22 protein-coding genes are annotated in these 24,910 nt (G+C 67.2%); 10 read left to right on the top strand and 12 right to left on the bottom strand.

Annotated features, from left to right (window positions below; all coding sequences use genetic code 11):
- Window positions 1-236 precede the first annotated feature (236 nt).
- Window positions 237-1,796, bottom strand: a complete 1,560-nt coding sequence (gene metG, locus OG326_RS39270) for a methionine--tRNA ligase (protein ID WP_327142156.1) — start codon at window positions 1,794-1,796, stop codon at window positions 237-239.
- A 67-nt stretch (window positions 1,797-1,863) separates the two neighbouring features.
- Between metG and OG326_RS39265 the strand changes: the two genes are divergently transcribed.
- Both OG326_RS39265 and OG326_RS39260 read left to right on the top strand, forming a co-directional pair.
- On the top strand, window positions 1,864-2,691 hold the full coding sequence (locus OG326_RS39265; RefSeq protein ID WP_327142155.1) for a TatD family hydrolase: 828 nt from the start codon (window positions 1,864-1,866) through the stop codon (window positions 2,689-2,691).
- Between the two features lie 168 nt (window positions 2,692-2,859).
- Window positions 2,860-3,987 (top strand): transglycosylase family protein, encoded by a 1,128-nt coding sequence (locus OG326_RS39260; protein WP_327146733.1) that lies wholly within the window; start codon window positions 2,860-2,862, stop codon window positions 3,985-3,987.
- Window positions 3,988-4,185: 198 nt separating this feature from the next.
- Here the strand turns inward: OG326_RS39260 and OG326_RS39255 are convergent, their stop codons facing one another.
- Window positions 4,186-4,953: an SDR family NAD(P)-dependent oxidoreductase gene (locus OG326_RS39255; RefSeq protein WP_327146732.1), complete on the bottom strand. Its 768-nt coding sequence runs from the start codon at window positions 4,951-4,953 to the stop codon at window positions 4,186-4,188.
- A gap of 154 nt (window positions 4,954-5,107) precedes the next feature.
- On the opposite strand from OG326_RS39255, the gene OG326_RS39250 reads away from it, so the two are divergent.
- The 3 genes from OG326_RS39250 to rsmA all read left to right on the top strand — a co-directional run bounded on the left by OG326_RS39250 (window position 5,108) and on the right by rsmA (window position 8,606).
- Complete coding sequence (locus tag OG326_RS39250) at window positions 5,108-6,271, top strand: alpha/beta fold hydrolase (protein ID WP_327142154.1); 1,164 nt, start codon at window positions 5,108-5,110, stop codon at window positions 6,269-6,271.
- Between the two features lie 111 nt (window positions 6,272-6,382).
- A complete protein-coding gene (locus OG326_RS39245; RefSeq protein WP_327142153.1) occupies window positions 6,383-7,558 on the top strand; it encodes a lipase family protein in 1,176 nt (391 codons plus the stop codon).
- Window positions 7,559-7,724: 166 nt separating this feature from the next.
- On the top strand, window positions 7,725-8,606 hold the full coding sequence (gene rsmA / locus OG326_RS39240) for a 16S rRNA (adenine(1518)-N(6)/adenine(1519)-N(6))-dimethyltransferase RsmA (protein WP_327142152.1): 882 nt from the start codon (window positions 7,725-7,727) through the stop codon (window positions 8,604-8,606).
- Between the two features lie 6 nt (window positions 8,607-8,612).
- On the opposite strand, the gene OG326_RS39235 is transcribed toward rsmA, so the two are convergent.
- The 5 genes from OG326_RS39235 to OG326_RS39215 all read right to left on the bottom strand — a co-directional run bounded on the left by OG326_RS39235 (window position 8,613) and on the right by OG326_RS39215 (window position 13,335).
- Window positions 8,613-9,110, bottom strand: coding sequence for an LpqN/LpqT family lipoprotein (locus tag OG326_RS39235; protein WP_327142151.1), 498 nt, complete (start codon window positions 9,108-9,110; stop codon window positions 8,613-8,615).
- 168 nt (window positions 9,111-9,278) lie between these two features.
- Window positions 9,279-11,519, bottom strand: coding sequence for a heavy metal translocating P-type ATPase (locus OG326_RS39230; RefSeq protein ID WP_327142150.1), 2,241 nt, complete (start codon window positions 11,517-11,519; stop codon window positions 9,279-9,281).
- Window positions 11,519-12,415: a hypothetical protein gene (locus OG326_RS39225; protein WP_327142149.1), complete on the bottom strand. Its 897-nt coding sequence runs from the start codon at window positions 12,413-12,415 to the stop codon at window positions 11,519-11,521. The genes OG326_RS39230 and OG326_RS39225 overlap by 1 nt, the downstream gene beginning before the upstream one ends.
- On the bottom strand, window positions 12,416-12,622 hold the full coding sequence (locus OG326_RS39220; protein WP_327142148.1) for a heavy-metal-associated domain-containing protein: 207 nt from the start codon (window positions 12,620-12,622) through the stop codon (window positions 12,416-12,418).
- Window positions 12,623-12,723: 101 nt separating this feature from the next.
- Window positions 12,724-13,335, bottom strand: a complete 612-nt coding sequence (locus OG326_RS39215; protein ID WP_327142147.1) for a TetR/AcrR family transcriptional regulator — start codon at window positions 13,333-13,335, stop codon at window positions 12,724-12,726.
- 80 nt (window positions 13,336-13,415) lie between these two features.
- Between OG326_RS39215 and OG326_RS39210 the strand changes: the two genes are divergently transcribed.
- On the top strand, window positions 13,416-14,168 hold the full coding sequence (locus OG326_RS39210; protein ID WP_327142146.1) for an SDR family oxidoreductase: 753 nt from the start codon (window positions 13,416-13,418) through the stop codon (window positions 14,166-14,168).
- A 19-nt stretch (window positions 14,169-14,187) separates the two neighbouring features.
- Entirely contained in the window at window positions 14,188-15,108 is a 921-nt protein-coding gene (locus tag OG326_RS39205; protein WP_327142145.1) for a 4-(cytidine 5'-diphospho)-2-C-methyl-D-erythritol kinase, read from the top strand.
- Between the two features lie 145 nt (window positions 15,109-15,253).
- Here the strand turns inward: OG326_RS39205 and OG326_RS39200 are convergent, their stop codons facing one another.
- Entirely contained in the window at window positions 15,254-16,132 is an 879-nt protein-coding gene (locus OG326_RS39200) for an LLM class flavin-dependent oxidoreductase (RefSeq protein ID WP_327142144.1), read from the bottom strand.
- Between the two features lie 310 nt (window positions 16,133-16,442).
- Between OG326_RS39200 and OG326_RS39195 the strand changes: the two genes are divergently transcribed.
- On the top strand, window positions 16,443-18,230 hold the full coding sequence (locus OG326_RS39195) for an ABC-F family ATP-binding cassette domain-containing protein (RefSeq protein WP_327142143.1): 1,788 nt from the start codon (window positions 16,443-16,445) through the stop codon (window positions 18,228-18,230).
- Between the two features lie 273 nt (window positions 18,231-18,503).
- On the opposite strand, the gene OG326_RS39190 is transcribed toward OG326_RS39195, so the two are convergent.
- Both OG326_RS39190 and OG326_RS39185 read right to left on the bottom strand, forming a co-directional pair.
- On the bottom strand, window positions 18,504-19,361 hold the full coding sequence (locus tag OG326_RS39190) for an Abi-alpha family protein (protein WP_327142142.1): 858 nt from the start codon (window positions 19,359-19,361) through the stop codon (window positions 18,504-18,506).
- Entirely contained in the window at window positions 19,352-20,674 is a 1,323-nt protein-coding gene (locus OG326_RS39185) for a hypothetical protein (RefSeq protein ID WP_442791095.1), read from the bottom strand. The genes OG326_RS39190 and OG326_RS39185 overlap by 10 nt, the downstream gene beginning before the upstream one ends.
- Before the next feature lie 345 nt (window positions 20,675-21,019).
- Here OG326_RS39185 and OG326_RS39180 point away from each other — a divergent pair, with 345 nt between their 5' ends.
- Window positions 21,020-21,922 carry a DUF4393 domain-containing protein gene (locus OG326_RS39180; protein ID WP_327142140.1) on the top strand — a complete coding sequence of 301 codons (903 nt, stop codon included), beginning with the start codon at window positions 21,020-21,022 and terminating at the stop codon, window positions 21,920-21,922.
- A 115-nt stretch (window positions 21,923-22,037) separates the two neighbouring features.
- Entirely contained in the window at window positions 22,038-22,562 is a 525-nt protein-coding gene (locus tag OG326_RS39175) for a nuclear transport factor 2 family protein (RefSeq protein WP_297628458.1), read from the top strand.
- Window positions 22,563-22,572: 10 nt separating this feature from the next.
- On the opposite strand, the gene OG326_RS39170 is transcribed toward OG326_RS39175, so the two are convergent.
- Both OG326_RS39170 and OG326_RS39165 read right to left on the bottom strand, forming a co-directional pair.
- The gene (locus OG326_RS39170) at window positions 22,573-24,201 is read right to left on the bottom strand and encodes a peptide chain release factor 3 (protein WP_442790881.1); all 1,629 of its coding nucleotides are present in this window, start codon (window positions 24,199-24,201) and stop codon (window positions 22,573-22,575) included.
- A gap of 93 nt (window positions 24,202-24,294) precedes the next feature.
- Window positions 24,295-24,870 (bottom strand): TetR/AcrR family transcriptional regulator, encoded by a 576-nt coding sequence (locus tag OG326_RS39165; RefSeq protein WP_327142139.1) that lies wholly within the window; start codon window positions 24,868-24,870, stop codon window positions 24,295-24,297.
- Window positions 24,871-24,910 lie beyond the last annotated feature (40 nt).

Here is a 24,910-nt window from a genome sequence, read left to right as displayed (position 1 = left end):
ATCATTCGGGCCTGTGAGGGACTTCACCTCTGCCGCCGGGAACAAAAGATGTAACCTGTAGTTACGTGTATTTCCGTTTGAAACTGTCTGAGCGGCAGCGGGTTTCACACCGGACATCGATGAACGGCAACCGTCGCACCGGAATTCGCGGGCCGTGGGGTGGATGAACATCCGGTGCACAGCAACGACGGCCCCGAGCGAATTGCTCAGGGCCGTCGGTTGATTGGCGAGAGTGGCTAGACCTTGGGCTCCACGTACTTCGGGAAGACGACCTCCGGCTCCGGCAGGGCGGTGCCCGGCTGGATCGGGATGGCGATATCGGCGAAGGTGCGCCCGGTCTGGCCGAGCAGATCCAGGATCTTCTCCGCGGAAGCCGGGATCACCGGCTGCACCAGGATCGTCACGATGCGCAGCACCTCCATGGTCACGTAGAGAATGGTGGCCTCCCGGGCCACATCCTCCGGCGTGCCGGATTTGGCGAGGGTCCACGGCGCCTGCGCGGAGAAGTAGCGGTTGGTCTCGCGCAGTGCGACCCACAGCTCCTCCAGGCCCAAATGGAGCTGCTGCTGGTCGAATTCGGCCCGCACCCGCTCCAGCAGCCCGTTCGCGAGCTCCAGCAGCGCCTTGTCCTCATCGGTGAAATCACCGGGCGCCGGCACCACCGGGCCGAAATCACGCGCGGAGATCTTCAGCGTGCGCTGCGCCAGATTGCCGTACTCATTGGCCAGATCGGTATTGATCCGGCTGACGATGCCCTCGTGGCTGTACGAGCCGTCCTGCCCGTAGGAGATCTCGCGCAGCAGGAAGAACCGCACGGCATCGAGCCCGTAGGTGTCCACGAGCTCCGTCGGATCGACCACATTGCCGGTCGACTTCGACATCTTCTCGCCCTTGTTGTAGAGGAACCCGTGCACGAAAACGCGCTTGGGCAGCTCGATTCCGGCCGACATCAGGAACGCCGGCCAGTACACGGTGTGGAAGCGGGTGATGTCCTTGCCGATGATGTGCAGATCGGCGGGCCAGAACTTCTGGAAGGCGGCCGAATCGGTATTCGGGAAGCCCGCACCGGTGAGGTAGTTGGTCAGCGCGTCCACCCACACGTACATGACGTGCGCCGGATCGCTGGGCACCGGAACACCCCAGTCGAAGGTGGTGCGGGAGATCGACAGATCCTTCAGACCGGCCTTCACATACGAGACGATCTCATTGCGCCGGGTCGCGGGCGCGATGAATTCCGGCTTGGTCTCGTACAGTTCGAGCAGCCTGTCCTGGTAGTTGGACAGCCGGAAGAAGTAGTTCGACTCCTCGGTCCACTCCACCGGCGTCTTGGTATCGGTGGAGATGCGGGTGCCGTCCGCCTGAAGGGTGGTCTCCTCCTCGGTGTAGAACGCCTCGTCGCGCACCGAGTACCAGCCGGAGTAGGTATCCGGGTAGATATCGCCATTGGCGACCATCCGCTCCCAGATCGCGGCGGACGCGGCGAGGTGGTCCTCGTCGGTGGTCCGGATGAACCGGTCGAACGAGATATCGAGGGCCTTGTCCATGCGCTCGAACACATCGGAGTTGCCGGAGGCGTATTCGTGCTCCGGAACACCGGCGGCCTTGGCGGCCTGCTGCACCTTCTGGCCGTGCTCGTCGGTGCCCGTCATGAAGAAGACATCGAACCCGTCGAGCCGCTTGAAGCGAGCCAGCGCATCGGTGGAGATGTACTCGTAGGCGTGGCCGATGTGCGGCGCGCCGTTCGGGTAGGCGATGGCCGTGGTGACATAGAAGGCGGGGCGTTCGGATGCACTCATGGTGTGTCTACTCTAATCTGCGTGTCCCGAGTCGCTCGCGTGAATATCCCCGTGGCAGGTGTCGTCCATGCGTAATACCCGGCCCGCGCCCGAGCCGCCGGAGCCGCTGGCTCCCCTCATCGACGCGCACACCCATCTGGACGCGTGCGGCGCGACCGATGCGGAATCGGTTGCGGCCATTATGGATCGCGCCGAAGCGGTCGGTGTGCGCGAGGTGGTGACGGTGGCCGACGATCTGGCCGCCGCGCAGTTCGCCGTGCGGGCCGCGCACTGGGATCGGCGGGTGTACGCGGCCGTCGCCCTGCATCCGACCCGCGCCAACGCCCTCGACGATGCGGCCAAGGCCGAGCTCGAGCGCCTGGCCGCCGACCCGCGCGTGGTCGCCGTCGGTGAGACCGGGCTCGATTACTATTGGCCCGGAAAGCTGGAGGGCTGCGCCGATATCGAGGAGCAGGTCGAGGGTTTCCGCTGGCATATCGACCTGGCCAAGCGGCTGCGCAAGCCGCTCATGATCCACAATCGCGAGGCCGATCACGATCTGCTGGCGGTGCTGCTGGACGAGGGCGCGCCGGAAACCGTGATCTTCCACTGCTTCTCCTCCGATGCGAACATGGCGCAGGCCTGCGTGGATCAGGGGTACGTGCTGAGTTTCTCCGGAACCGTGAGTTTCAAGAATGCCCATGAATTGCGGGAGGCCGCGAAACTCGTTCCAGATGCCCACATTCTGGTCGAAACGGACGCTCCGTTCCTCACCCCGCATCCCTTCCGGGGTGCGCCGAACGAGTCCTACATGCTGCCGTACACGCTGCGCGCGCTGGCCGAGGTGCGCGAACAGGATCCGGTGACGCTGGCCAAGATCACCACCGCGAATGCCCGGCGGGTGTACGGAATCTGAGTGTGGCCCCGGCTATGCCGCTGTGGCTTGGCTCACTATGATCCAGCGTGATCTTGATTCACCTGCGGCTCGATATCTGTTCGTAATTTTGATACGCGCAGTTCCGGTGGATCGGTTGTCAATTGCTGACCCCCTCGTTATCGTACTGTGACCATGCCGGGATTTCCTGTGAACGCTTTGGCGAAGATCAACTCGTCGCGCTCGCCGTTGCTGTACGGCGCCATCGCGGCGATGCTTGCCACGCTCATAGTCGGTGCGGGCCTGGCCATCATGAACAAGAAGGTCGTCACGGTCGTGATCGACGGCCAATCCACCAGCCGCAGCACCATGTACCTGAATGTGCGCGGCGTGCTCAAGGACGCCGGGTACGACATCAGCTCGCGCGATGACGTATCCCCTTCTGCCGGTTCACGAGTCCACGACGGCGACACCATCACGCTGAACCGGGCCCGTGAGGTCTCGCTCATCACCGACGGCACGCCGTCCAAGGCCTGGACCACCGCGCTCACCGTCGCCCAGGCGATCGTGCAGCTGAAGCTGCCCGGCGATGTCTTCACCTCGCCCTCGCGCCCGACGCCGCTGCCGCTGGTGGGCGCGCAATTGCTGATCACCAATCCGCGCACCGTGGAGCTGGCCGACAACGGCAGCTCCGCCTCGCTGGTGCGCCTGGCCGCGCCCACCGTCGGGCAGCTGCTCGAGGTGCAGGGCCGCCCGCTCATCAATCAGGATTTTGTCGTCCCGGCCGCTGATACCCCGCTGACCGACGGCATGAAAATCGTGGTCACCCGCAAGGTTGTCGAAAACCGCACCGAGCGCGTGCCTTTGGACCCGCCGGAGAACGTCATCGACGATCCCACGCTCAATATGAGCCGGACCATTGTCGAAAACCAGGGCACGCCAGGCACTCAGGACGTCACCTTCGCGGTGTCCATCGTGAACGGCAAAGAGGCGGGCCGGGATCCGATCCACTCCACCGTGATCGTCCCCGCCGCGCCCAAGACCATCCGCAAGGGCGCCAAACCCGGCACCGAGGTCCCCGACGTCCGCGACGGCGCCACCTGGGACGCCCTCGCCAAATGCGAATCCACCGGCAACTGGGCGATCAATACCGGCAACGGTTTCTACGGCGGCGTGCAATTCGACCAGAACACCTGGGAGCGCCAGGGCGGCACCCGCTACGCCCCCCGCGCCGACCTGGCCACCCGCGAAGAACAGATCGCCATTGCCGAGGTGACCCGCGCCCGCCAGGGCTGGGGCGCCTGGCCCGCGTGCACCAGCCGCCTGGGCATCAGCTAGCGCCTCGAGAATTGTTCAGCCCGAACGCCTCACGCCAAGCCGGGCCTTCCAGCCCTGCCGTCCGCCGAACAGCGCCTGTAGCACCCGCACAGCCCATGTCCATATCGCACAACCTCTGTTCGGGCTGTGCGGTGCAGACACGGGCTGTGCGGCGCGGCGCGGGCTGTGTTGGCGCGGCGCGGGCTGTGCGGCTTGGGATTACATCAGTGCGCCGCCGTCGACGCGGAGCTCGGTGCCAGTCATGTAGCGGCCGTCGTCGGAGGCGACCATGGCCACCACGCCGGCGATGTCTTCCGGCTTGCCCAGGGCGCCGCCGTCGATCCAGCCGGGGAGGCGGGCCATGAGCGACCAGTCGGCGTCGGCGGGGAGGGAGAGCCCGGAGGTGATGCCGGTGCTGATGCCGCCCGGCACGATATTCACCGCGCGCAGGCCCTTTTTCACGTATTCGAGGGCGATGGAGTGGGTCAGCGCGTTGACGCCGGCCTTGGACGCGGCGTACGCGGCCATGTACGGGTTGGAGCCGAAGGCCGCGGTGGAGGAGAAGTTCACGATCACGCCGCCGTGCGCGGATTCGATGAGCTGGGGGATAGCGGACTGGATCATCAGGAAGGTGCCGGTGAGGTTCACCGCGAGCACCTGATTCCAGACCTCCACGGGCATTTCGTGCGTGTGCCCGGCACGCATGATGCCGGCGGCATTCACCAGAACATCGAGGCCGCCGAGGGTTTCGAAGGCGTCGGCGGTGGCGGTGTGCACCGATTCCGGATCGGAGACGTCCAGGTGCACGGTGTGCAGCCGGTCCCGCTGGTCGGCGGGAGCGGCTTCGACGGTGGCGGTCAGCCCGGCGTCGTTGACATCGGCGGCGACCAGCTGCGCGCCTTCGGAGAGGAGGCGCAGGGCGATGCCCTGGCCGATACCGGAACCGGCTCCGGTGACGATTACTCGGCGTCCTTCATATCTGCTCAGCATGGCGCGAAATTAGAACAAGTTTCACTCGGCGTCAATGGCTGCGGGACGGGCTCCCGATCACAGAGTTTTCTCATACTGGACGGTCGATCTAATAGCTAAGCTCATTCGCGCGTGCACTGTGTTTTGCGGGTCGGTGTTTTATGGAGGACTGATGAGGGTGTTGGGTTGGCGGACGCGGATTTTCACCGCGTCCATGGTGACCGCGGGTGCGTTCCTGATAATTCCGGGAGCACCGGCACAAGCGGAGACACCGGGCGCGGTTATCGCGACAACCGCGGCGCCCGACGGCTTCCGCGGTATGCCCAACGGTTCCATCATCGACTACTGGACCACGCGCTCGAACGGCGAAGCGGTCAAGGCCAGCGGCGCACTCTTCGTCCCGAACGGCGCCGCGCCCGCCGGCGGCTGGCCGATCATGGCCTACGACCACGGCACCTCCGGTCTCGGACCCGGTTGCGGCGGCCAGACCGACACCACGCATGTGAGCCGCGCCGCTGAAGACCGTGTGCTGCAATACTTCCTGGGCAAGGGCTTCGCTGTGGTCGCCCCGGATTACCTCGGGCTCGGCCGCTTCGACACCGGCCCGCATCCGTATCTGGAAATCCGCACCGAGGCGACGGCCACCATCGATATGGTGCGCGCCGCGCGTGCCGCCAGCCCCGCGCTGTCGCGCACCTGGGCGCTGACCGGATTCTCCCAGGGTGGTCACGCGGCGCTGGGCGCCGCCAACCTGCAGCACGCCGATGCTCCCGATCTGGACTTCCGCGGCACCATCGCCGTCGATCCGGCCTCGGATATCGAGAAGGTCTCCCCGTTCGTCGGCCCCTACGTGCCCGCCATCCCGGGCGAGGCCGGGGACGGTGTGAGCGGATTCGTGGTCAGCATGCTCGCGGGCCTGCGCGCAACGCACCCGGAACTCGACATGAACGCGAATTACCTGACCCCGCGCGGGCGTGAGGTGGTGGACCAGGCTTCCAGCCTGTGCTTCAAGGACATCATGAAGGTCATCGACGGCACCTCGATCGGCGATATGATCTCGCGCCCGCTGAACGATGACCGCTTCATGGCCGCGTTCGACGACTACATCACCGTTCCCACCAGTGGCTACGATGCGCCGATCCTGTTGCTGCTCAATACGAATGACATCACCGTGCCGTCCCCGCTGCATGCCGCGCTGGCCGCTCAGTTCGCCGCCGATGGCGTGGATTTCCAGACGGTGGTCGGAACCGGCACGCACACTCAATTGAATCCGCAGATGTGGGATGCCATCGGGGCGTTCAGCGACCGCATTCTGGCCACGCCGACCAAGTCCTGATTTCTCGATCGCACCGCCCCGAGTGACCACGGCTATCTTGTAGCAAATAGGTTGGTCGGAAATGTCTTCGAAAGTTCGGCCCGTTGTCGGGGCGGCATCGGTGGAGGAATGATGGGATTTACAAGCACATTTGGCAGAGGTCTGATCGCGACGGCGGTCGCCGCGGGCGCTTTGCTGGTCGTCCCCGTGAGTGCGGCCCATGCGGATCCGGCGGGAGCGCCGATCGCCCAGACCGCGCAGCCCGCCGGCTGGCACAACAATGCCGGGAACGGTTCCGTCCTGACCTACTGGACGACTCGATCCAATGGTGAAGCGGTCCGGGCCAGCGGTGCGTTCTTCGTCCCCGCGGGTCCCGCCCCCGCCGGTGGCTGGCCGATCATGGCCTACAACCACGGGACCACCGGGCTCGGTGCGAACTGCGGCGGCCAGTCCGATCCGTCGACCGCGCCGCTGGCGGTGCCGCTGAAGGCCGACGAAGAACTGATGCAGTACTTCGTCTCCAAGGGCTTCGCCGTCGTCGCCCCCGATCACCTCGGGCTGGGCGTCTTCGACACCGGCCCGCACCCCTACCTCGAACTGCGCACCGAGGCGACCGCCACCATCGATATGGTGCGCGCCGCGCGCGCCGCCGATCCCGCGCTGTCGCGCACCTGGGCCGTGAGCGGGATGTCGCAGGGTGGGCATGCCTCGCTCGGCACCTCCAATCTGCAGGTGAGCGATGCGCCGGATCTCGACTTCCGCGGCACCATCGCCATCGATCCCGCCTCCGATGTGGAGAAGGCGCTGCCGATCGCGGGCCCGTGGGTGCCGGAACTGCCGGGCGCGATCGGCACCGGCGTCGGCAGTTTCAGCGCCAGCATTCTGGCCGGTGTGCGTGCTGCCCGCCCGGACGCGCAGGTCGACAGCTATCTGACCGCCCGCGGCCGGCAGCTGCTCGACGACATCGGGACCGAATGCCTGCCCGCCATCAGCAAGCGCATGGCGAATGTCTCGATCGGCGATCTGCTCTCCCGCCCGCTGTCGCAGGGCCCGTTCCCCGGCGTGCTGAACGACTACATGACCGTTCCCGTCCGTGGCTATGACGCGCCGATCCTGTTGCTGGTCAACGCGACTGACACCACGGTCCCGTCACCGCTGCACGGCGCCCTCGTCGCGCAGTTCGCCGCGAACGGCGTGGACTTCGACACCGTCGTCGGCACCGGCACCCACTGCCAGCTGAACCCCCAGATGTGGGCCGCCATCGACAATTTCACGGCCCGCGTGCTGTCCACACCCGTCCAGTCCTGACCAACCCCTGTCCGCCGGTTCAGCAGGTCCGCCGCTCACCAGGTCTCGGTCATAGCGACCGCATTCTGGCCAAGCCGACCACACCAAACCTCCCGAGAACGAGACAAAGGGGGCCGCGAACCCGCCGGAGCGAAGCGGAGGCAATTAGACACGGTAGTTTCGCAGGGTGTCCGAATCCGAAAACGCTGGTCGTGGAGAAGCCGCCCTGCTGGGCCCTGCCGAAGTGCGGGTGCTCGCCGAGCGGTTCGGGGTGCGCCCGACCAAGCAGCTCGGACAGAACTTCGTGCATGACGGCAATACCGTTCGCCGCATCGTCTCGGCGGCCGGGGTGGGGCGCGAGGATGTGGTGCTGGAGGTCGGGCCCGGGCTCGGCTCGCTGACCCTCGCCATCCTCGATGTGGTCGACCGGGTGATCGCGGTCGAGATCGATCCGAATCTGGCCGGGCATCTGCCGGGCACCGTGCAGGATCGGGCGCCGAAACTGGCGGACCGCCTCAGCATTGTGCAGGCCGATGCGCTGCGGGTGCGGGCCGAAGATCTTCCGGCCGCACCCACCGCGCTGGTCGCGAACCTGCCCTACAACGTGGCGGTGCCGGTGCTGCTGCACCTGCTCGCCGAATTGCCCAGCATCCGAACCACTCTCATCATGGTGCAGCTGGAGGTCGCCGATCGCCTCTCCGCCAAGCCGGGCGGCCGCATCTACGGCATCCCCAGCGTCAAGGCGGGCTTCTACGGCACCGTCCGCCGCGCGGGCACCGTCGGCCGCCAAATCTTCTGGCCCGTACCGCAGGTCGAATCCGGTCTGGTGCGCATCGACCGCTTCGAGGAAGCTCCCTGGCCCATCGACGAGGACCATCGCAAGAAGGTCTTCGAGGTCGTCGACGCCGCCTTCGCGCAGCGCCGCAAAACCCTGCGCGCCGCACTGGCCGGTTGGGCCGGATCTCCGGTCGAGGCCGAAAGGCGTTTGGTCGCAGCGGGAATCGCTCCGACCGCCCGCGGTGAAACCCTCGATACCGCCGCGTTCGTGCGCCTGGCGGCGCAGGCCTGATCGGGTCTAGACGCGGATTTCCAGGCCGCCGAGAATGCCGGCCTCCGAACTGATCTGATCGGCCTTGGCCGTGACGGTGAGCTGGATGAGGAACTCGTCGGTCCCGACCGGCACGACGACATAGCGGGTGTGCACCCACAGCACGAGGGTGTCCATGGCGTAGGTGCCGGTCACCGCCGCCGACGGATAACCCTGGTAGTCACCGATTTCCGCGCCGAGTTCCTGCCACTGCGGCAATTGCCGCGCATCGGTGAATGCCGATTCCAGCAATTCCGCGGCATTCACCGGCTTCGACAGCCGGCCCACCAGCAGCACCACATTGTCGGCCCAGCCGTCTTCGGGCAGCCGCGTGAAGACGCTGTACGCACCCGGGAACATGGCCGCGTCGATCGTCTGCCAATCCTCCGACAGCGCGATCGAGACCTCGGGCGTCCCGTCGCTCCCGCGCTCCACGGGCGCGATCTGAATATCCGCTGCGACCAGGTACTCGGCAATGGTGGTCACGAAGTCTGCTCCTCGGCTACGCGGGCGAGGCGGTCCCCACCGCAGTCCTTCGCCATTGAACACGAGCTGCGGACCCGCCGCTGCACCCGCCTACCCATGCGACCGGGCCGTCCGGATCGAGGATCCGAACGGCCCGGTGTGGCAACGGGTATCGCCGATGTGTCCCGCCTAACCGCGGAAGCGGCGCAGGCGCAGGCTGTTGCTGACCACGAAGACGCTGGACAGCGCCATGGCGGCCCCGGCGAGCATGGGGTTCAGCAGTCCGGCGGCGGCCAGGGGGATGGCTGCCACGTTGTAACCGAACGCCCAGAACAAGTTGCTCTTGATCGTGCGCAGGGTGGCCCGCGACAGTTTGATGGCCGTCGGCACCGAGCGCAGATCGTCGCGCACCAGGGTCAGATCCGCGGCCTGGATGGCCACATCGGTTCCGGTGCCCATGGCCAGGCCGAGATCGGCCTGGGCGAGCGCGGCCGCGTCATTGACGCCGTCGCCGACCATGGCGACCACCTTGCCCTCGGCCTGCAACCGCTTCACCACATCCAGCTTGTCGCTGGGCAGCACCTCGGCGATGACCTCGTCGATGCCGACCTGATCCGCGACCGTGCGGGCGGTGGCGGCATTGTCACCGGTCAGCAGGATCGGGGTGAGCCCGAGCGCCCGCATTTCCGAGATCGCCTGTGCGCTGGTGGGTTTGACGGCATCGGTAATGACCAGCACCCCGCGTGCCACCCCGTCCCAGGCCACCACGACGGCGGTGCCGCCCGCCTGCTCGGCGCGAGTCTTGGCCTGCGCCAAGGCTTCCGGCAGCCGGATCGACCAGTCGTCGAGCAGTTCGGTGCGCCCGATGACCACCGCGCGGTCGCCGACCAGACCCTGCACGCCCTTGCCGCCGTGGCTGACGAACTGCTGCACCTGTTCGGTATCGAGTCCGCGTGCGGCCGCTCCCGCCACCACGGCCTTGGCGACCGGATGTTCGGAACCGTGCTCCACCGCGGCCGCGACCGCCAGCAGCTCGTCGGCCTCGACGCCGGCGCTCGGAATCGCCTCGGCGAGACTCATTCTGCCGGTGGTGACGGTGCCGGTCTTGTCCAGCACCACGGTGTCGATCCGGCGGGTCGACTCCAGCACCTGCGGGCCCTTGATCAGAATGCCCAGCTGCGCGCCGCGGCCGGTGCCCACGAGCAGTGCCGTGGGCGTGGCCAGGCCGAGGGCGCACGGGCAGGCGATGATCAGCACCGCCACGGCCGCGCCGAAGGCGGTCGAGACCGCGGCGCCGGTGCCGAGCCAGAAGCCCAGTGCCGCAATGGCGATCGCGATGACAATGGGCACGAACACCCCGGCCACCCGATCCGCGAGCCGCTGCACGGGCGCCTTGCCGTTCTGCGCCTCCTCCACGAGTGAGGCCATCTGCGCCAGCTGGGTATCCGCGCCGACCCGGGAGGCACGCACGGTCAGCAGACCGCCCGCGTTCACGGTCGCACCGACCACAGGATCGCCGGGGCCGACCTCGACCGGCACCGATTCACCGGTGAGCATGCTCATATCCAGCGCCGAATTGCCCTGCACCACAACACCGTCGGTGGCGATCTTCTCGCCGGGGCGGACGAGGAACTCCTCGCCGACCCGCAGTTCGCCCACCGGAATCCGGGTCTCGACACCATTGCGCAGTACCGCAACATCTTTCGCGCCCAGCTCCAGCAGGGCCCGCAGTGCGGATCCGGCCTTCTCCTTCGACCGGGTCTCGAAATAGCGTCCTGCCAGAATGGCCGTGATCAGCGTCGCCGCCACCTCGAAGTAGAGGGCGGAGGACGAGTCACCGCGCACAATGGCAAAGCTGAACGGGTGTTTCATACCGGCCATGCCCGCATCGCCGAAGAACAGCGCGTACACCGACCAGCTGAAGGCGGCAAGGGTGCCCAGCGAGATCAGCGTGTCCATGGTGGCCGCGCCGTGCTTGGCATTCACCCAGGCGGCACGGTGGAATTGCGCGCCGCCCCACACCACGATGGGTGCGGTCAGCGTCAGCGAGAGCCACTGCCAATTGGTGAACTGCAGGGCCGGGATCATGGCCATGGCGACCACGGGGACGGCCAGCGCGAGTGTCACCAGCAGGCGGTGCCGCAGCTGCCGGGTGGCGCTGACAGCCGAATCACCTTCGGTATCAGTGGGTTTCACCGGCTCCGTACTGTGCACGGCGGCGGTGTACCCGGTATCGACCACCTTGGCGATCAGATCGTCCGGGCTCACCGACTCCGGGAAATTGACCTTCGCCTTCTCGGTGGCGTAGTTCACCGTGGCTGTGACGCCGTCGATCCTATTGAGCTTCTTCTCGATTCGAGACGCGCAGGAGGCGCAGGTCATCCCGCCGATTTCCAGCTCGATCGACCGCTCCGGTGCCGGTGCGCTCATCAGTGACCTCCTCCGTGCTGCGACGTCGCATCCGAGGCGGATGCGGCGGTTGTGGTCTCGTCGGTGAATTCCGCGGTGTGTACCGCGCCATTATGTGAAAAGTCCAGGTACAGGCGATAGGCGCCGTCACTGGGCGCTTGTGCGTGGAATGCTACGTCAGGCCCCGGGGCGGTCTTGCCGACCTCGCCCTCCGGGTGCACATGCAGGTAGGCGAGGTCGCTAGCGCGCAGCGCCACCAGGTGTCCGTACGCGCCCAGATAGGGCCGCAGATCGGTCACCGCCTTACCGTCGCGGGTCACGCTGAACGTCAATTTGCTTCCGGCAGTGGACATATCGCCGGTCATGGTGACCTGGTAACCGTCCACCTCGGCGGTCTTGGATACCGGCGGAAGCGGCGTGTCCGCGGCGCTGCCCGCGACGTGCACGGTCCGGCTCAGGGTCAGTTCACCGGGCCCGCCCGTGGGGGAGAAGTCGGTGAAGACTCGGTAGGCGCCGGGTGCGGCCCAGGTCCAGTCGATGGACCAGGTGCCGTCGGCGGCGAGTTGGGGATGGACGTGCCGGAACTGGCTCGCATCCGAGCGGACCACGATCAGGTGCAGGTCCTTCTCGTGCAGGCTGTCGAATCGGGTGACCGGGCCCTGTGGGCCGGTGATCCGGAAGCGCAGTGCGCCTTGCTGATTCGCGGTCGCGGGGGCGGTGATATCGGCGAGGGTGTAGCCGGACTCGCTGTCCTTCAGCCCGGGTGCCGCCTCGCTCTCGGTGTGCGCACTGTGTGCGGAGGCCGGGCCGGCGGCCGGCTCGGTCGGATCGCCCACCAGGGCTCCGATTCCGAGCGCGGCCCCGAACAGTACGACCAGTCCGCCGCCGAAGGCCGCGAATCTCAGTCGATCGTTCATTCAGCTCGCCACCTGATATCCGGCCTCGTCGACGGCAGCGGTCACATCGGCGTCGGCGATCGGGGCGGCGGATTCGACCTTGACCAGCCCGGAGGCGAGGTCGACATCGACACTGGTGACGCCGTCGATCTTGCCGATCTCCTTCTGGACCGATCCGACGCAGTGCCCGCAGGTCATTCCGGTGACGGTGTAGGTGCTGGTGGCCATGTCTGCTCCTCGGCTCGCGCTCTATACGGTGTGGGGGTATCCCCGACATCCAGAAACATACCCCCCATGGGTACCTGGCGCAAGCGGTTCGGCGCGGAATTTCAGCGATCTACGGGCGCGTCCTCCGGCCAGGCGCGTAGGGCCAGCTCAGCGACCTGCCGGAGTTCGCGGCGGCTCGCGCCGTCGCGGGCGCCCTGTGACATGCCCTGCATCACGGTTCCGATGTAGCGGGCCAGGACGGCCGCATCGGTATCGGCGGGCAGCAGTCCGGCGTCGATATCGGTGCGGATCCGCTCGGCGAAGGCGTGCACATTGGCGGTGCGCATGTGCTCTAGCGCGGCCGCCACCTCGGTGTTCGTGGTGTTGAGCCCGGCGCTGATCACCATGCAGCCGCCGGGTTGTCCGGGCTTGGTGTATTCGACTGCCGCCTCCCGCAGCGTGCGGGCCACGGCGGCCCGGGCCGTCGGCTCCTCGGCGAGCGCGCGCTCGGCGAAGCCCGCGTAATTGGCCCCGTAGACCGCGATGGATTCGTTGAACATCGTCTGCTTGTCGCCGAAGGCGGCGTAGAGGCTGGGCGCGCCGATGCCGAGTGCGGTGGTCAGGTCGCTGATGGAGGTGGCCTCGTAGCCCTGCTGCCAGAACAGGCGTAATGCCTTGTCCAGTGCGGCATCTCGGTCGAATTTCCGGGGTCGTCCCCGGGTGGGTGTGGCCATGCCCGCCATTTTATAGCGCTCGCTAGATAATGTGCTACGGTCCCTTTCTGTAACGATCGCTAGATAAAGGGAGCTGACTCATGAGCGCACTCGCAGGCAAGACCGCCCTGGTCACCGGTGGTGGCCGCGGTATCGGACGGGCCATTGCCGAACGCCTCGGCCGCGACGGTGCCCGAGTGGCCGTGCACTACAACGGCAATACCGCCGCCGCGAAGGAGACGGTCGCGGCCATCGAGGCGGCGGGCGGCTCGGCCTTCGCCCTCGCGGCGCCGCTCGGCGTTCCCGGCGATGCGCAGGCCCTGTGGACCGCCTTCGACGCGCACGCCGACGGCCTCGACATCCTGGTCAACAATGCCGGGACCGACGGCATCCGCGAACCCATCGGCGGCACCGACGAGGAATCCTTCGACCGCGTCTTCGCCGTCAATGCCAAGGCTCCGTTCTTCGTCACCAAGCTCGGCCTGGAGCGGCTGCGTGACGGCGGCCGGATTGTGAACATCTCCACCGGTTTGACCCGGGGTGCGCGGATGCCGGAGCTCATCGCGTACACCATGACCAAGGCCGCCATCGACTCGCTGACCGGCGTACTCGCCAAAGAGGTTGGCGCACGCGGTATTACGGTCAATGCGGTGGCTCCCGGCGTGATCGACACCGATATGAACGCCGACTGGCTGCGCAATGACCAGGCCTGGGCGGCGGTCTCCGCCCTGTCGCCGCTGAACCGGGTCGCCGGCGCCGCCGAGGTCGCAGACATCGTTGCCTTCCTCGCCTCCAACGACTCCCGCTGGGTGACGGGCCAGTGGATCGATGCCACCGGGGGCGCACTCCTGTAGGGCCAACTACTCTGACACCGTGCTGTCTGTTGTGCCTAGTCCCCTCGTCGTGCGCGCGCCCTCCAAGGTGAATCTGCACCTGGGGGTGGGCGATCTTCGCGACGACGGATATCACGACCTCACCACGGTCTTCCAGGCGCTCTCGCTCGGTGACGATCTGCAGATCGCACCGGCCGCCGCCCTCACGGTGAAGGTGAGCGGAGAGGGCGCCGACCAGGTCCCCACCGACCGCGGCAATCTGGTGTGGCAGGCGGCGGTCCGCCTCGCCCACCTCGGCGGCCGGGCGCCGCTGGTGGAAATCGCGATCGCCAAAGGCATTCCGGTGGCGGGCGGTATGGCGGGCGGCAGCGCCGATGCCGCCGCCGCCCTGGTCGGCCTGAACGATCTGTGGGAGCTCGGCCTCGGCCGCGCTGAATTGTCCGATATCGCAGCCGAACTCGGCAGTGATGTGCCCTTCGCCCTGCACGGCGCGACGGCCCTGGGTCGCGGTCGCGGCGAGGAACTGCTCCCGGTGCTGTGCCGCAACACCTTCCACTTCGTGCTGGCGCTGGCCAAGGGCGGCCTGTCCACCCCGTCGGTATTCCACGAACTCGACCGGCTGCGCGAGGTCGGCGACCCGCCGCGCCTCGGCAGCCCCGAGGCGCTGCTGCAGGCCCTCGCCTCGGGCGACCCGCAGCAGCTCGCACCGCTACTCGGCAACGATCTGCAAGCAGCGGCGCTGTCCCTCGCCCCCGAACTCCGCCGCACCCTGCGCGCGGGCGTGACGGCCGGGGCCCTGGCGGGCATAGTCTCCGGTTCCGGCCCGACCTGCGCCTTCCTCTGCGAAAGCGAAGACGCGGCCGTGGCCGTAGCGGCCGAACTCTCCGGCGCAGGCGTCTGCCGCAGCGTCCGCACCGCCTACGGCCCCGTCCCCGGCGCCCGAATCACCTCCGTCTCCTGATCGGCCTCCCCAGACTTCAGCGACACGTGACATCTGATCTGGTAAGAGCGACAACTGATTTCGTGAGATCGGGGTAACTCGCCGGGTACGACCGGAATCGGTTTCGGACCCTGCCGCCGCTACGCGTCGAGAACCGTCGACGGCACTAGGCCGGGCGCTGAAGTTCCGGAGAGGCGGGACCGACTACATCGGCGATGCGGTCTATCTGGTCGGCGTCGCGGCCGTAGCAGTAGAACATGACCTCGTCCGCGCCCAGGTCTGCGAATTGGGTTATGGCCGTGCGGATTTGGTCGGGGGTGGTGAGGATTCCGTCGAGCATGTAGTCGGCGCGGCCCGAGAATTCGTAGTAGGCGCCGAGGGAGGCGCGGGCGTCGTCGATCACGTCCTGGGCGCCGAGTGCGGCATTGACCTGGGCGACTATGCGCGGGGAACCGGTGCGGCCGTGCGTGGTCCAGGACTTGCGGGCGGTGTCGAACAGGCCGCCGGCCCAGCTCGGCGCGGCGGCGGCGAGGAAACCGCCGCCCCAGCGGCCGACCCGGTCGACGGCGGCGGGGCTGAAGCCGCCGAACAGGATCTCCGGGCCTTCGGGGCGCAGCGGTGCGGGGCCGATGGGTCCGCAATCGTCGTTGAAGGATTTGCCCGACCACAGCCGGCGCATGATCTCCAACTGCTCGTCGAGGCGTTTGCCGCGGGTGCGCAGATCGGTGCCGGAGGCGATGTGGTCGTCCTCGCGCCCGCCGACGCCGAGCCCGAGCACCAGGCGGCCGCCGGACATGACATCGAGCGTCGCGGCCTGCTTGGCCAGCAGCGCCGGATCGCGCAGCGGGGCGATCAGCACCTCGGTCTGCACCCGGATGCGGCTGGTGGCGCCCGCGATCATGGCGAGCGCGACGAGCGGCTCGGGGTTGTCCCAGACCAGGCGATCGAGCAGGCCCAGACTGGCGAATGGACCCGCTTCGGCGCGCCGCGCCCAGTCGAGCAGGGTGGCGGGAGCGGAAATGGGCAGGCCGATACCGAACTGCATGAGAAGACCTCCGTAAAAGGGGTGAGCAAATACACTGCCGCCCCTTCGTCATCTCGTTCAGGCGAGATGAGGGGCTCCCGTTCTGCGACGTACTTCTAGGGAACCACTAACCGAAGTGTTTTCGACTCAACCACAACATGTTTGGCGGCACAAGAGTCGTCTCTTCCGCGCCGATCGCTGCGTCAGGGCGCGCCATCGAGGGCAACTGCCTGTGAGCCCCACCGCACTGGCCAGGGGCTGTCGCGGCGGGCTCGGTAGGCTTGCAGGGGGCGATCACCGTTTGCGCCGTCGACGCGATACAGAAGGATTCATGTCCAACCTCATCAATCTGGAACAGGTCTCGAAGAGCTTCGGGATCACGCCGCTGCTGGACAATGTCTCGCTCGGGGTGCATGCCGGGGAACGTATCGGGGTGGTGGGGCTCAACGGCGGTGGTAAGACGACGCTGCTGGAGGTGCTGACCGGGCTCGAACCGGCCGACAGCGGACGGGTCAGCCGGGTCGGCGGCCTGCGCATCGCCGTGGTCACCCAGCGCGGTGTGCTGCCGGACGGCGCGACCGTCGGTGAGGTGGTGCTCGCGGGCCTGGCCGAGGATCAGATGACCGATGGCGTCGCCGAGCACGAATGGGCCGCCAATACCCGCATCCGCACGGTGGTCGAGGGCATCGGCATCGCCGACCTCGGCATGGACGCCCTGGTCTCCAATCTCTCCGGTGGTGAGCGCCGCCGTACCGCGCTGGCCGCCGCGCTGGTGCGCGATCTGGACCTGCTGGTACTGGACGAGCCCACCAACCACCTGGATGTCGAGGGTGTGCAGTGGCTGGCCGAACATCTGGTCGCGCGGCGCAGCGCACTGGTCGTGGTCACCCACGATCGCTGGTTCCTCGATACCGTCGCCACCCGCACCTGGGAGGTGCAGGGCGGCAAGGTGGAGACCTACGAGGGCGGCTACAACGACTGGATCTTCGCGCGTGCCGAGCGCACCCGGCAGGCCGACGCCACCGAGGCGCGCCGCCAGAACCTGGCCCGCAAGGAACTCGCCTGGCTGCGCCGCGGCGCGCCCGCCCGCACCTCCAAGCCGAAGTACCGCATCGAGGCCGCCGAGGCGCTGATCGCCGATGTGCCCGCGCCCCGCGACAGTGTCGCGCTGGCGTCGTTCGCCCGTAAACGCCTGGGCCGCGTGGTGATCGAGCTCGAGGACGCCACCCTCGCGACCCCGGACGGCCGGGAACTGGTGCAGGACTTGACCTGGCGACTCGCCCCCGGTGAGCGCGTCGGCCTGGTCGGCGTGAACGGCTCCGGCAAGACCACGCTGCTGCGCGCCCTCGCCGGTGATTCGGAATTGAAGGTCGGCAAGCGCATCGAAGGCCAGACCGTCAAGATCGGCTGGCTGCGACAGGAACTCGACGACCTGCCGCTGGATATGCGTGCGCTGGAAGCGGTTCAGGATGTCGCCATGCGAACCATGCTGGGCGGCAAGGAGATCAGCGCCAGCCAGCTGGCCGAGCGCCTGGGCTTCACGCCTGCCAAACAGCGCACGCCGATCCGCGATCTCTCCGGTGGTGAGCGCCGCCGCCTGCAGCTGACCCGAATCCTCATGGCCGAGCCCAATGTCCTGCTGCTGGACGAGCCGACCAACGACCTGGATATCGACACCCTCCAGCAGTTGGAGGACCTGCTCGACAACTGGGCCGGCACCATGGTCGTCATCTCCCACGACCGGTACCTGGTGGAACGCATCTGTGATTCCACCTGGGCGCTGTTCGGCGACGGCAAACTCACCAACCTGCCCGGCGGCATCACCGAATACCTGAAGAAGCGCGCCGCCATGTCGGCCGCCAAGGTCGGCGGCCAGAGCTCCTCGAACGCCACCGCACCCGTCACCGACGCCGCCGCCCACCGCGCCGCCCGCAAGGAACTCTCCAAGCTGGAGCGTGCCATCCAAAAGCTGGACGAACGCGAGGCGAAACTGCACGCCGCCCTCGCCGACGCCGCGACCACCCCCGACAAGCTCATCGCCCTCGGCACCGAACTCAAACAGGTCCAGGCCGAAAAGGAATCCACCGAAGAGCGCTGGCTCGAACTCGCCGACTACTAACGGCCCCGCCCGCCCTCTCGACCGAACAGCCGGTGTCCGGACCACACAGCCTCTACAAGAGCTGTTCGGTCCGGACACCGGCTGTTCGGTACCACTCAGCCCAGCTCCGCACGGCACAGCCCGTGTTTCCGCGCAGCCCTTGTTCGCACCGCACAGGCGTTACCAGCGCTGTTCGGTGTGAACGCGGGCTGTTCGGTACCACTCAGCCCGCATCCGGATGGCACAGGCTGTGTGAGTGCTGTTCGGGTGCGGGCTGTTTCGTATGCGGAGAGGTCAGCCGTGGTGTTCTAGGGGAGGGTGGTCGAGGGACGGGACCGGGAGGCAGGTGCGGACGAAACCGGCGCCGAAGGACGTCAGTTCGACTGTGCGGTAGAGGACTTTGGTGCCGAAGCTGGTGCGCTTGAGGAGGCGGCGGACTTCGGGGAGGGCCTCGAGCAACTGGTAGCGATTGGGATTGCCGAGCGGCTCGCGGGTGACGTCGATGAGGCCGAGGCGGTCGAGGTTGATGAGGTATTCCTCGACCCGATTCGGATAGCGCAGACCGGCATCGTCACCCAGCAGGTTGAATTGGCCACCGGCGGCGGCGCGCCCGCCGCGCACTTCGAGGGCGGGCTGCGGGCCGTCCAGATAGAGGTGGCGCACTATGCGTGCTTCGTCGGGAGCGAGCTCACCGAGAATGCGGGCGTAGGCGGGGTGGTGATTATCGTCCTCGGTGTGGAAATCGGCTGAGCGGCGCAGTAATTCGGCGCCGCGCGCCCGCAGGACGGTGGTGGGGGAGGGCGCGGGTGCGTCGGTCTCGGCCACATCGGTGGCGGCGACCCCCAGTACCTGCCGCACCGAATGCCGCACCTGGGCACCGGCTTCGGAGAGGATATCGCGCGGCGGATGACCGGCCATACTGCCCCGCAGCACCACCGAGGTGACGCCGAGCGCGGTGCTGAGGCTCCAGACTCCGGCCTCCACGGCCGCCGACATGGCAACCCGGACAACGCCGGTCGCGGTGCGCACCGGTCCGGCGGGGTAGGCGGACCCGGGTACCGGAACCGGCAGCGGCGCGGCGGGCCGCACCACCAGCTCGGTGGAGGTATCTGCGGGTTCCCCTTCGCCCGAGTCGGTTTCGGTCATATCCATGAGGTAGCCACTCCTGTTCCGAAGATCAGGAGGTGAGCGTAACCGGCGATGAGCCCCAGCACACCGCCATGGACAAACAAGAGCCATTCATCTTGTTTGATGGCCGATCGCAGCATGTCCACGAAGTCCGGCGGCGGCAGCGCCGACATTTGTTTGGCGATGTACTCCTGGACCTGCTTGCCCTGCTGCACGTTGAACGCCGGGTCCGCGAAGGCGATCGGCGCGATCTTCATGGACTCGGCGGTGAAACTGTCCTGTAGCTCGTCGTATTCACGATTGCCGAGCAGGAACTTCACCGCCCCGCGGGCGGGCCCGAGCGCCTGGTCCGCCGCCGGCTTGAGGGTGTCGGCCAGCATCTGCATGGTGCGGTCCGAGCGCGGCCCGTTGAGCAGTTCGTCGCCGATATTGGCGACCGTCATGATCTGACTGGCCACCATGTCCGCATAGCCCTCGGTGATCTCGGGCTGCCGCTTGACGAGCAGCCCCTGCCGCCACGGCACCCACCACTTCGGGTAGGCGGGCGCGAAGATCATATTGATGCCGACCCAGTTGACCACCCAGCCGATGACGATGCCGCCGATCGGCAGCACCGCCAGCGCCGACCATCCGGTCCAGTGCAGGATGCCGACCAGCACCAGGCCCATGGGCGCGCCGAAGTAGAAACCGAAGTTCTGCATGAACCGGAGTTCCTTGGCGCCCAGCACCTGGAACAGGCTGTTGAGCAACTGCGGTCGCGCCTGGAAGTAGCGAATCACCATCTGCTTGACGTCGAGCAGTTGATCGATGTTGTTGCCGAGTTCATCGGTGAGTTCACGCAGAATTGTGGGGAGCTGTTCGGCCACGCGCGAGTGCACCATCTCGCGAACGCCATTGGGCAGGTTGTACCAAAGTTGCGGATGTTCGCGTTTCAGGATGTCTTCCACGATGTCGCGAATCTGGAGTTCCGCTATTTCGGTGAGATGTTCGGCGAGCTTGTCGGGTTCGAGTTCCCGATAGAAGTCCGAGACGCTCCCGAGTTTCGCCAGTCCTTTGTCGACCGCGATACTCGCCATCTTGTCCGCACGCGACGGCACAATCCCCTGCCAGCCCATCCGGCCGTCGTACTGCAGCAGCGGCAGCACCTGAATCCGCTTGGGCAGGAACGGAAACAAGGCCGCGAGCCCCGGAACCCGGATGCCGTGAAAACTGATCGGCTTGAACAGCATGAGCACGCCGGTCCAGTTGGTGATGTAGCCGATGACACCCGTGAACAACGGAATCGTGATCAGTTCCAGCAATATTGTCGGGTGGACTCCGAAAAGACTCTCTAGCACGTTCACCCTCCTGCCGACCCATACCGGAACCGCCGCCGGCACAGAACCCCTCGGCGTCTCGGACCTTACTGTGCGCCCAGGAATCGAGTCCAGCGAAGGAGTGTCTGGGTCGGAGATCTCGGTCACACTGCTCTGCCCCACTGTTCCCCTGTCACGAGGGGACCACGAGAATGGCGGGAAGCACATCCAACTTGCATGCGGTGCGGGGGCGTTGGGGATCATGTTGGACGCGTGTCGTTCCGCGTGAACGGGGTAACCTTCGCATGGCTTTCCGAGTTCGACGTGCCCGTGGGTCAGTCGGCGGCAATAATCGTGGACGATTAGTTCACCTGGCGATATTCGGAGATGGACGTGGCAGAGGACAGGACCGTGCAGGCGCCGGGGGGTGCGGCGGAGGTGGTCCGTCCGGGTTCTCGTGCCGTGGAACGCAGCTCGGAAGTCGAGCAGCGGCAGATCAGCAATGAGGCCCGGCTGATTCGCGGCGTGTTCCGGGCAGCCGGGCTGGCGGTCGGCACCGCGGCCCGCAGCGGCCAGTGGGCGGTCGGCACCAGCTTCGAGATCACCAAGCAGTTGACCCAGGCCGCGCTGGACGGCGAATCGTCGGCCGATATCGCCGAGCGCACGGGTGCGGCGCTGCGGTCCATCGCGCGCAGCGCGCTCGGCGTCACCGAGGGTTCGGTGCGCGAGATCGTCAGCTATGTCCCGACACCGGTCGGTGGCCCGAATCAGCATGCCATCGGGGCGGGCAGCCTGCTGCGTTCGGCCAGCAGCGAAGAGCTGCGCCGCCGCGGCGACTCACTGCTGGCGCGCTCGGCGGACGTCTATTTCACCGAGGACGTGCATCCGGCCTACGACCGCATTCTCGATCAGCTCGCGCCCGACGAGGCCCGCATCCTGCGCTTCATGGCGCTGAACGGCCCGCAGCCGACCGTCGATGTGCGCACCAACCGCCCGCTGGGCATCGGTTCGGAACTCGTGCAGGGTGATCTCACCTCGGTGCCGGAGCAGGCGGGCGTGCGCTACCCGGACCGCGCCCGGCACTATCTGATCAATCTGAACCGGCTCGGGCTCACCACCACCTCCGATGATCCGGTGGTGCTGTCGCGCTACATGGTGCTGGAGGTGCAGCCGGTGGTGGAGACCGCGCTCAAGAAGGCCGGCCGGGCGCCCAAGATCGTGCGAAAGAGCCTGCGACTGACCGAATTCGGCGAGGACTTCTGCACCACCTGCTTCAGCATCCAGGGCTGAGCGCCTCCCGCGCCGCGGCGCGCAGGGGGCGGGGGTGTGTCCGACTGATAGCGATCCGGTACAAATCTGCGCCAATGGTGCGGTATCCCGCAGTCCTGATGGGATTGTGGGAGGTATGGATTCCGATGCGGTCACCGCGATCAGCCGGTTGAAGTTCCGGTATCTGCGTGCCCTCGACACCAAGTCGTGGGAGGAGTTCGCCGACACCATGATTCCGGAGGCGACCGCCACCTACAGCGAGTACCTCCAATTCGAATCGCGCGATGCCTTCCTGGCGTTCATGCGCAATACCCTCGGCCCGCACGTCATCACCGAACACCGCTGCGACCACCCCGAGATCGACGTCACCGGCGATACCGCCGTCGGCACCTGGTACCTCGCCGATACGGTCCTGATCCCCGGCCACAATATGCTGCTGCGCGGCGCGGCCTTCTACTCCGACCAGTACGTCAAATGCGACGACGGCAAGTGGCGCATCGCCCACACCGGCTACGAGCGCACCTACGAGGTCGTCATGTCCCTCTCCGACCTGCCGAGCCTGCGCCTCACCTCGAGCCGCTGGGGCCTGATAGCCCGCGACCCGGCCGACGCCCCCCGCACCGAACCCATGCCCCCCGATTCCACGGGAACCATGGGCTGATTTCTGCTGGTCAGTCGGTGGTGGCGACGAGCGGTTCCAGGGTCAGGCCCGGGTGTTCCTTCTGGACGTAGGCCAGTTTCCACTTGTCGCCGAAGAGGGCGAGCATGACGCCGTCGGTGCGGGTGAAGACTTCCACGCCGCGCTGGCGGCTCAGTTCCACGGCCGATTCGGCGTCGGTGCGCCGGGCCAGCTGGTACGGGAGGTTGTCGAGATTGGTCTCGACGTTGTACTCGCCGAGCATGCGGGCGGTGACGACCTCGAACTGCATGGGGCCGACGGCGGCGAGGACGGGGGAGGCGTCGCCGCGAATGTCATTGCGCAGCACCTGGACTACGCCCTCGGAGTCGAGCTGGTCGATGGCCTTGCGGAACTGCTTGTACTTGCCGGCGCTCTGGGCGCGCAGGGTGGCGAAGTGCTCCGGGGCGAAGGACGGGATCGGCGGGAACTGCACCTTCTTGTCCGCGTACAGGGTGTGACCGGGGGCCAGGGCGGTCGCATTGACCAGGCCCACCACATCACCGGGGTACGCGGTGTCCACGGTGGAACGCTCGCGGCCGAAAATGGTGAGCGCGTACTTGGTGGCGAACGGGCGCCCGGTCTGCGCGTGCGTCACGACCATGCCGCGTTCGAATTCGCCGGACACGATGCGCATGAACGCCAGCCGGTCGCGGTGCGCGGTGTCCATACCGGCCTGCACCTTGAAGATGACGGCGCTGAACGGATCGGAGGTCTCGCGCGGCTTCTCGTTGATATCGATGCGGGCGCGCGGCGGCGGGGCGATCTCGATGAGGGTCTCGAGTATCTGCCGCACACCGAAATTCAGCATGGCGGACCCGTAGATCACCGGTGAGGTGTGCCCGGCCAGGAACAGTTCCTCATCGTGATCCTGTCCGGCGGCGGAGAGCAGTTCGCTCTCCTCGACGGCGGTCACCCACTCCGCGCCCTCGCGCTCGGCGGCCTGCTCGGGGGTGAGGTGCTCCTCGGGGGCGATGGTCGCGCCGCCCGCGGTACGGGTGAAGTGGATGTATTCGACCGGTGCGCCCTCCGGACCGCGCCGCAGCAGACCGCGGAAATCACCGGCGATGCCGACGGGCAGGAACAGCGGGGTGGGGGTGAGGCCGATGCGATCGGTGATCTCGTCCAGCAGTTCCAGGGGCGCCTGGCCCGGCCGGTCCCACTTGTTGATGACGGTGATCACCGGAATGCCGCGATCGCGCGCGACCTGAAAGAGCTTGAGCGTCTGCGGTTCCAGGCCCTTGGCCGCATCGATGAGCATGACGGCCGCGTCGACGGCGGTCAGCACCCGATAGGTGTCCTCCGAGAAGTCGGAGTGGCCCGGCGTATCGACGAGGTTGATCACGCAGTCGCCGTACTCGAACTGCAGCGCCGTGGAGCTGACGGAGATACCGCGCGCCTTCTCCATCTCCATCCAGTCGGAGACGGTCGACTTGCGTCCCGCCTTGCCGTGAATGGCTCCGGCCTCGGAAATGACCTTCGCATGCAGTGCGAGCGCCTCGGTCAGCGTCGACTTACCGGCATCCGGATGGGAGATCACCGCGAAGGTGCGCCGCCGGGCTACCTCGCCGGCCAACCGCCCGGAACTGGGTGCGTTGGTCGCGCTGGCGGTCGGGGAACTCAACGGGGGACTCCTTAGCAGACGAGGCAACCTGTCCAGGCTACGCGAAGCCCTCCTGCGCCCGACCAGCCGGTTCCCCGCCGAGCGCCCGTCGGGTCAGCGGGATTCGGGGAGGTGGCGGGCGATGGCCTGCGCTACCAGGCGGGGGATGTCGGTGCCGGGGGCGATGGCTTCGATGCTGCGGTTGGCCACGACCGAGGCGATGCCGTGCAGGTTGGTCCACAGGCCCAGGGCCAATTCGTCCGCGCTCGTGGCGCTGCCGGAGGCGAGACCCGTGGCGACCAGGTCGCGCCAGCGCCGGAACATGGGGAGGGTGATGGTCGCCCGCAGGTTCTCGCCGGCGCCCTCCAGCAGGTCGTGGCGGAACATGAGCGCGAACATCTCCGGGCGCCGAGCGGCGAATTCGACGTAGGTCAGGCAGCTGTTCTCGATGCGTGCCCGGGGTGTATCGCCCTGTGCCGCTTCGAGTCTGGCGCCGAGATCGACGTATCCGCGGGCGGCGATGGCCGCGAGCAGGGCATTGTGGGTCGGAAACCAGCGCCGGGGCGCGCCGTGCGACACCCCCGCTTCCCGGGCGATGGCGCGCAAGCCGAGCTGTTCGGCCCCGACCTGTTCCAGCATGTCCACGCCGGCGCTCACCAACCGCTCACGCAGCGGCTCAACGACACTCATGCCGCACATCCTCCAACAGATCACCCGCGATTCGTCATAG

Origin of the sequence: Nocardia sp. NBC_01327 (assembly GCF_035958815.1) — a bacterium.
Lineage (GTDB): Bacteria > Actinomycetota > Actinomycetes > Mycobacteriales > Mycobacteriaceae > Nocardia.
This window is presented reverse-complemented; position numbering and strand designations above follow the sequence as displayed.

Coding starts and splice junctions, on each gene's coding strand:
- metG (WP_327142156.1), bottom strand. CDS start 1,796: ATGAGTGCATCCGAACGCCCCGCCTTCTATGTCACCACGGCCATCGCC.
- OG326_RS39265 (WP_327142155.1), top strand. CDS start 1,864: ATGCGTAATACCCGGCCCGCGCCCGAGCCGCCGGAGCCGCTGGCTCCC.
- OG326_RS39250 (WP_327142154.1), top strand. CDS start 5,108: ATGAGGGTGTTGGGTTGGCGGACGCGGATTTTCACCGCGTCCATGGTG.
- OG326_RS39245 (WP_327142153.1), top strand. CDS start 6,383: ATGGGATTTACAAGCACATTTGGCAGAGGTCTGATCGCGACGGCGGTC.
- OG326_RS39230 (WP_327142150.1), bottom strand. CDS start 11,519: ATGAGCGCACCGGCACCGGAGCGGTCGATCGAGCTGGAAATCGGCGGG.
- OG326_RS39225 (WP_327142149.1), bottom strand. CDS start 12,415: ATGAACGATCGACTGAGATTCGCGGCCTTCGGCGGCGGACTGGTCGTA.
- OG326_RS39220 (WP_327142148.1), bottom strand. CDS start 12,622: ATGGCCACCAGCACCTACACCGTCACCGGAATGACCTGCGGGCACTGC.
- OG326_RS39215 (WP_327142147.1), bottom strand. CDS start 13,335: ATGGCCACACCCACCCGGGGACGACCCCGGAAATTCGACCGAGATGCC.
- OG326_RS39210 (WP_327142146.1), top strand. CDS start 13,416: ATGAGCGCACTCGCAGGCAAGACCGCCCTGGTCACCGGTGGTGGCCGC.
- OG326_RS39200 (WP_327142144.1), bottom strand. CDS start 16,132: ATGCAGTTCGGTATCGGCCTGCCCATTTCCGCTCCCGCCACCCTGCTC.
- OG326_RS39195 (WP_327142143.1), top strand. CDS start 16,443: ATGTCCAACCTCATCAATCTGGAACAGGTCTCGAAGAGCTTCGGGATC.
- OG326_RS39190 (WP_327142142.1), bottom strand. CDS start 19,361: ATGGATATGACCGAAACCGACTCGGGCGAAGGGGAACCCGCAGATACC.
- OG326_RS39180 (WP_327142140.1), top strand. CDS start 21,020: ATGGACGTGGCAGAGGACAGGACCGTGCAGGCGCCGGGGGGTGCGGCG.
- OG326_RS39175 (WP_297628458.1), top strand. CDS start 22,038: ATGGATTCCGATGCGGTCACCGCGATCAGCCGGTTGAAGTTCCGGTAT.
- OG326_RS39165 (WP_327142139.1), bottom strand. CDS start 24,870: ATGAGTGTCGTTGAGCCGCTGCGTGAGCGGTTGGTGAGCGCCGGCGTG.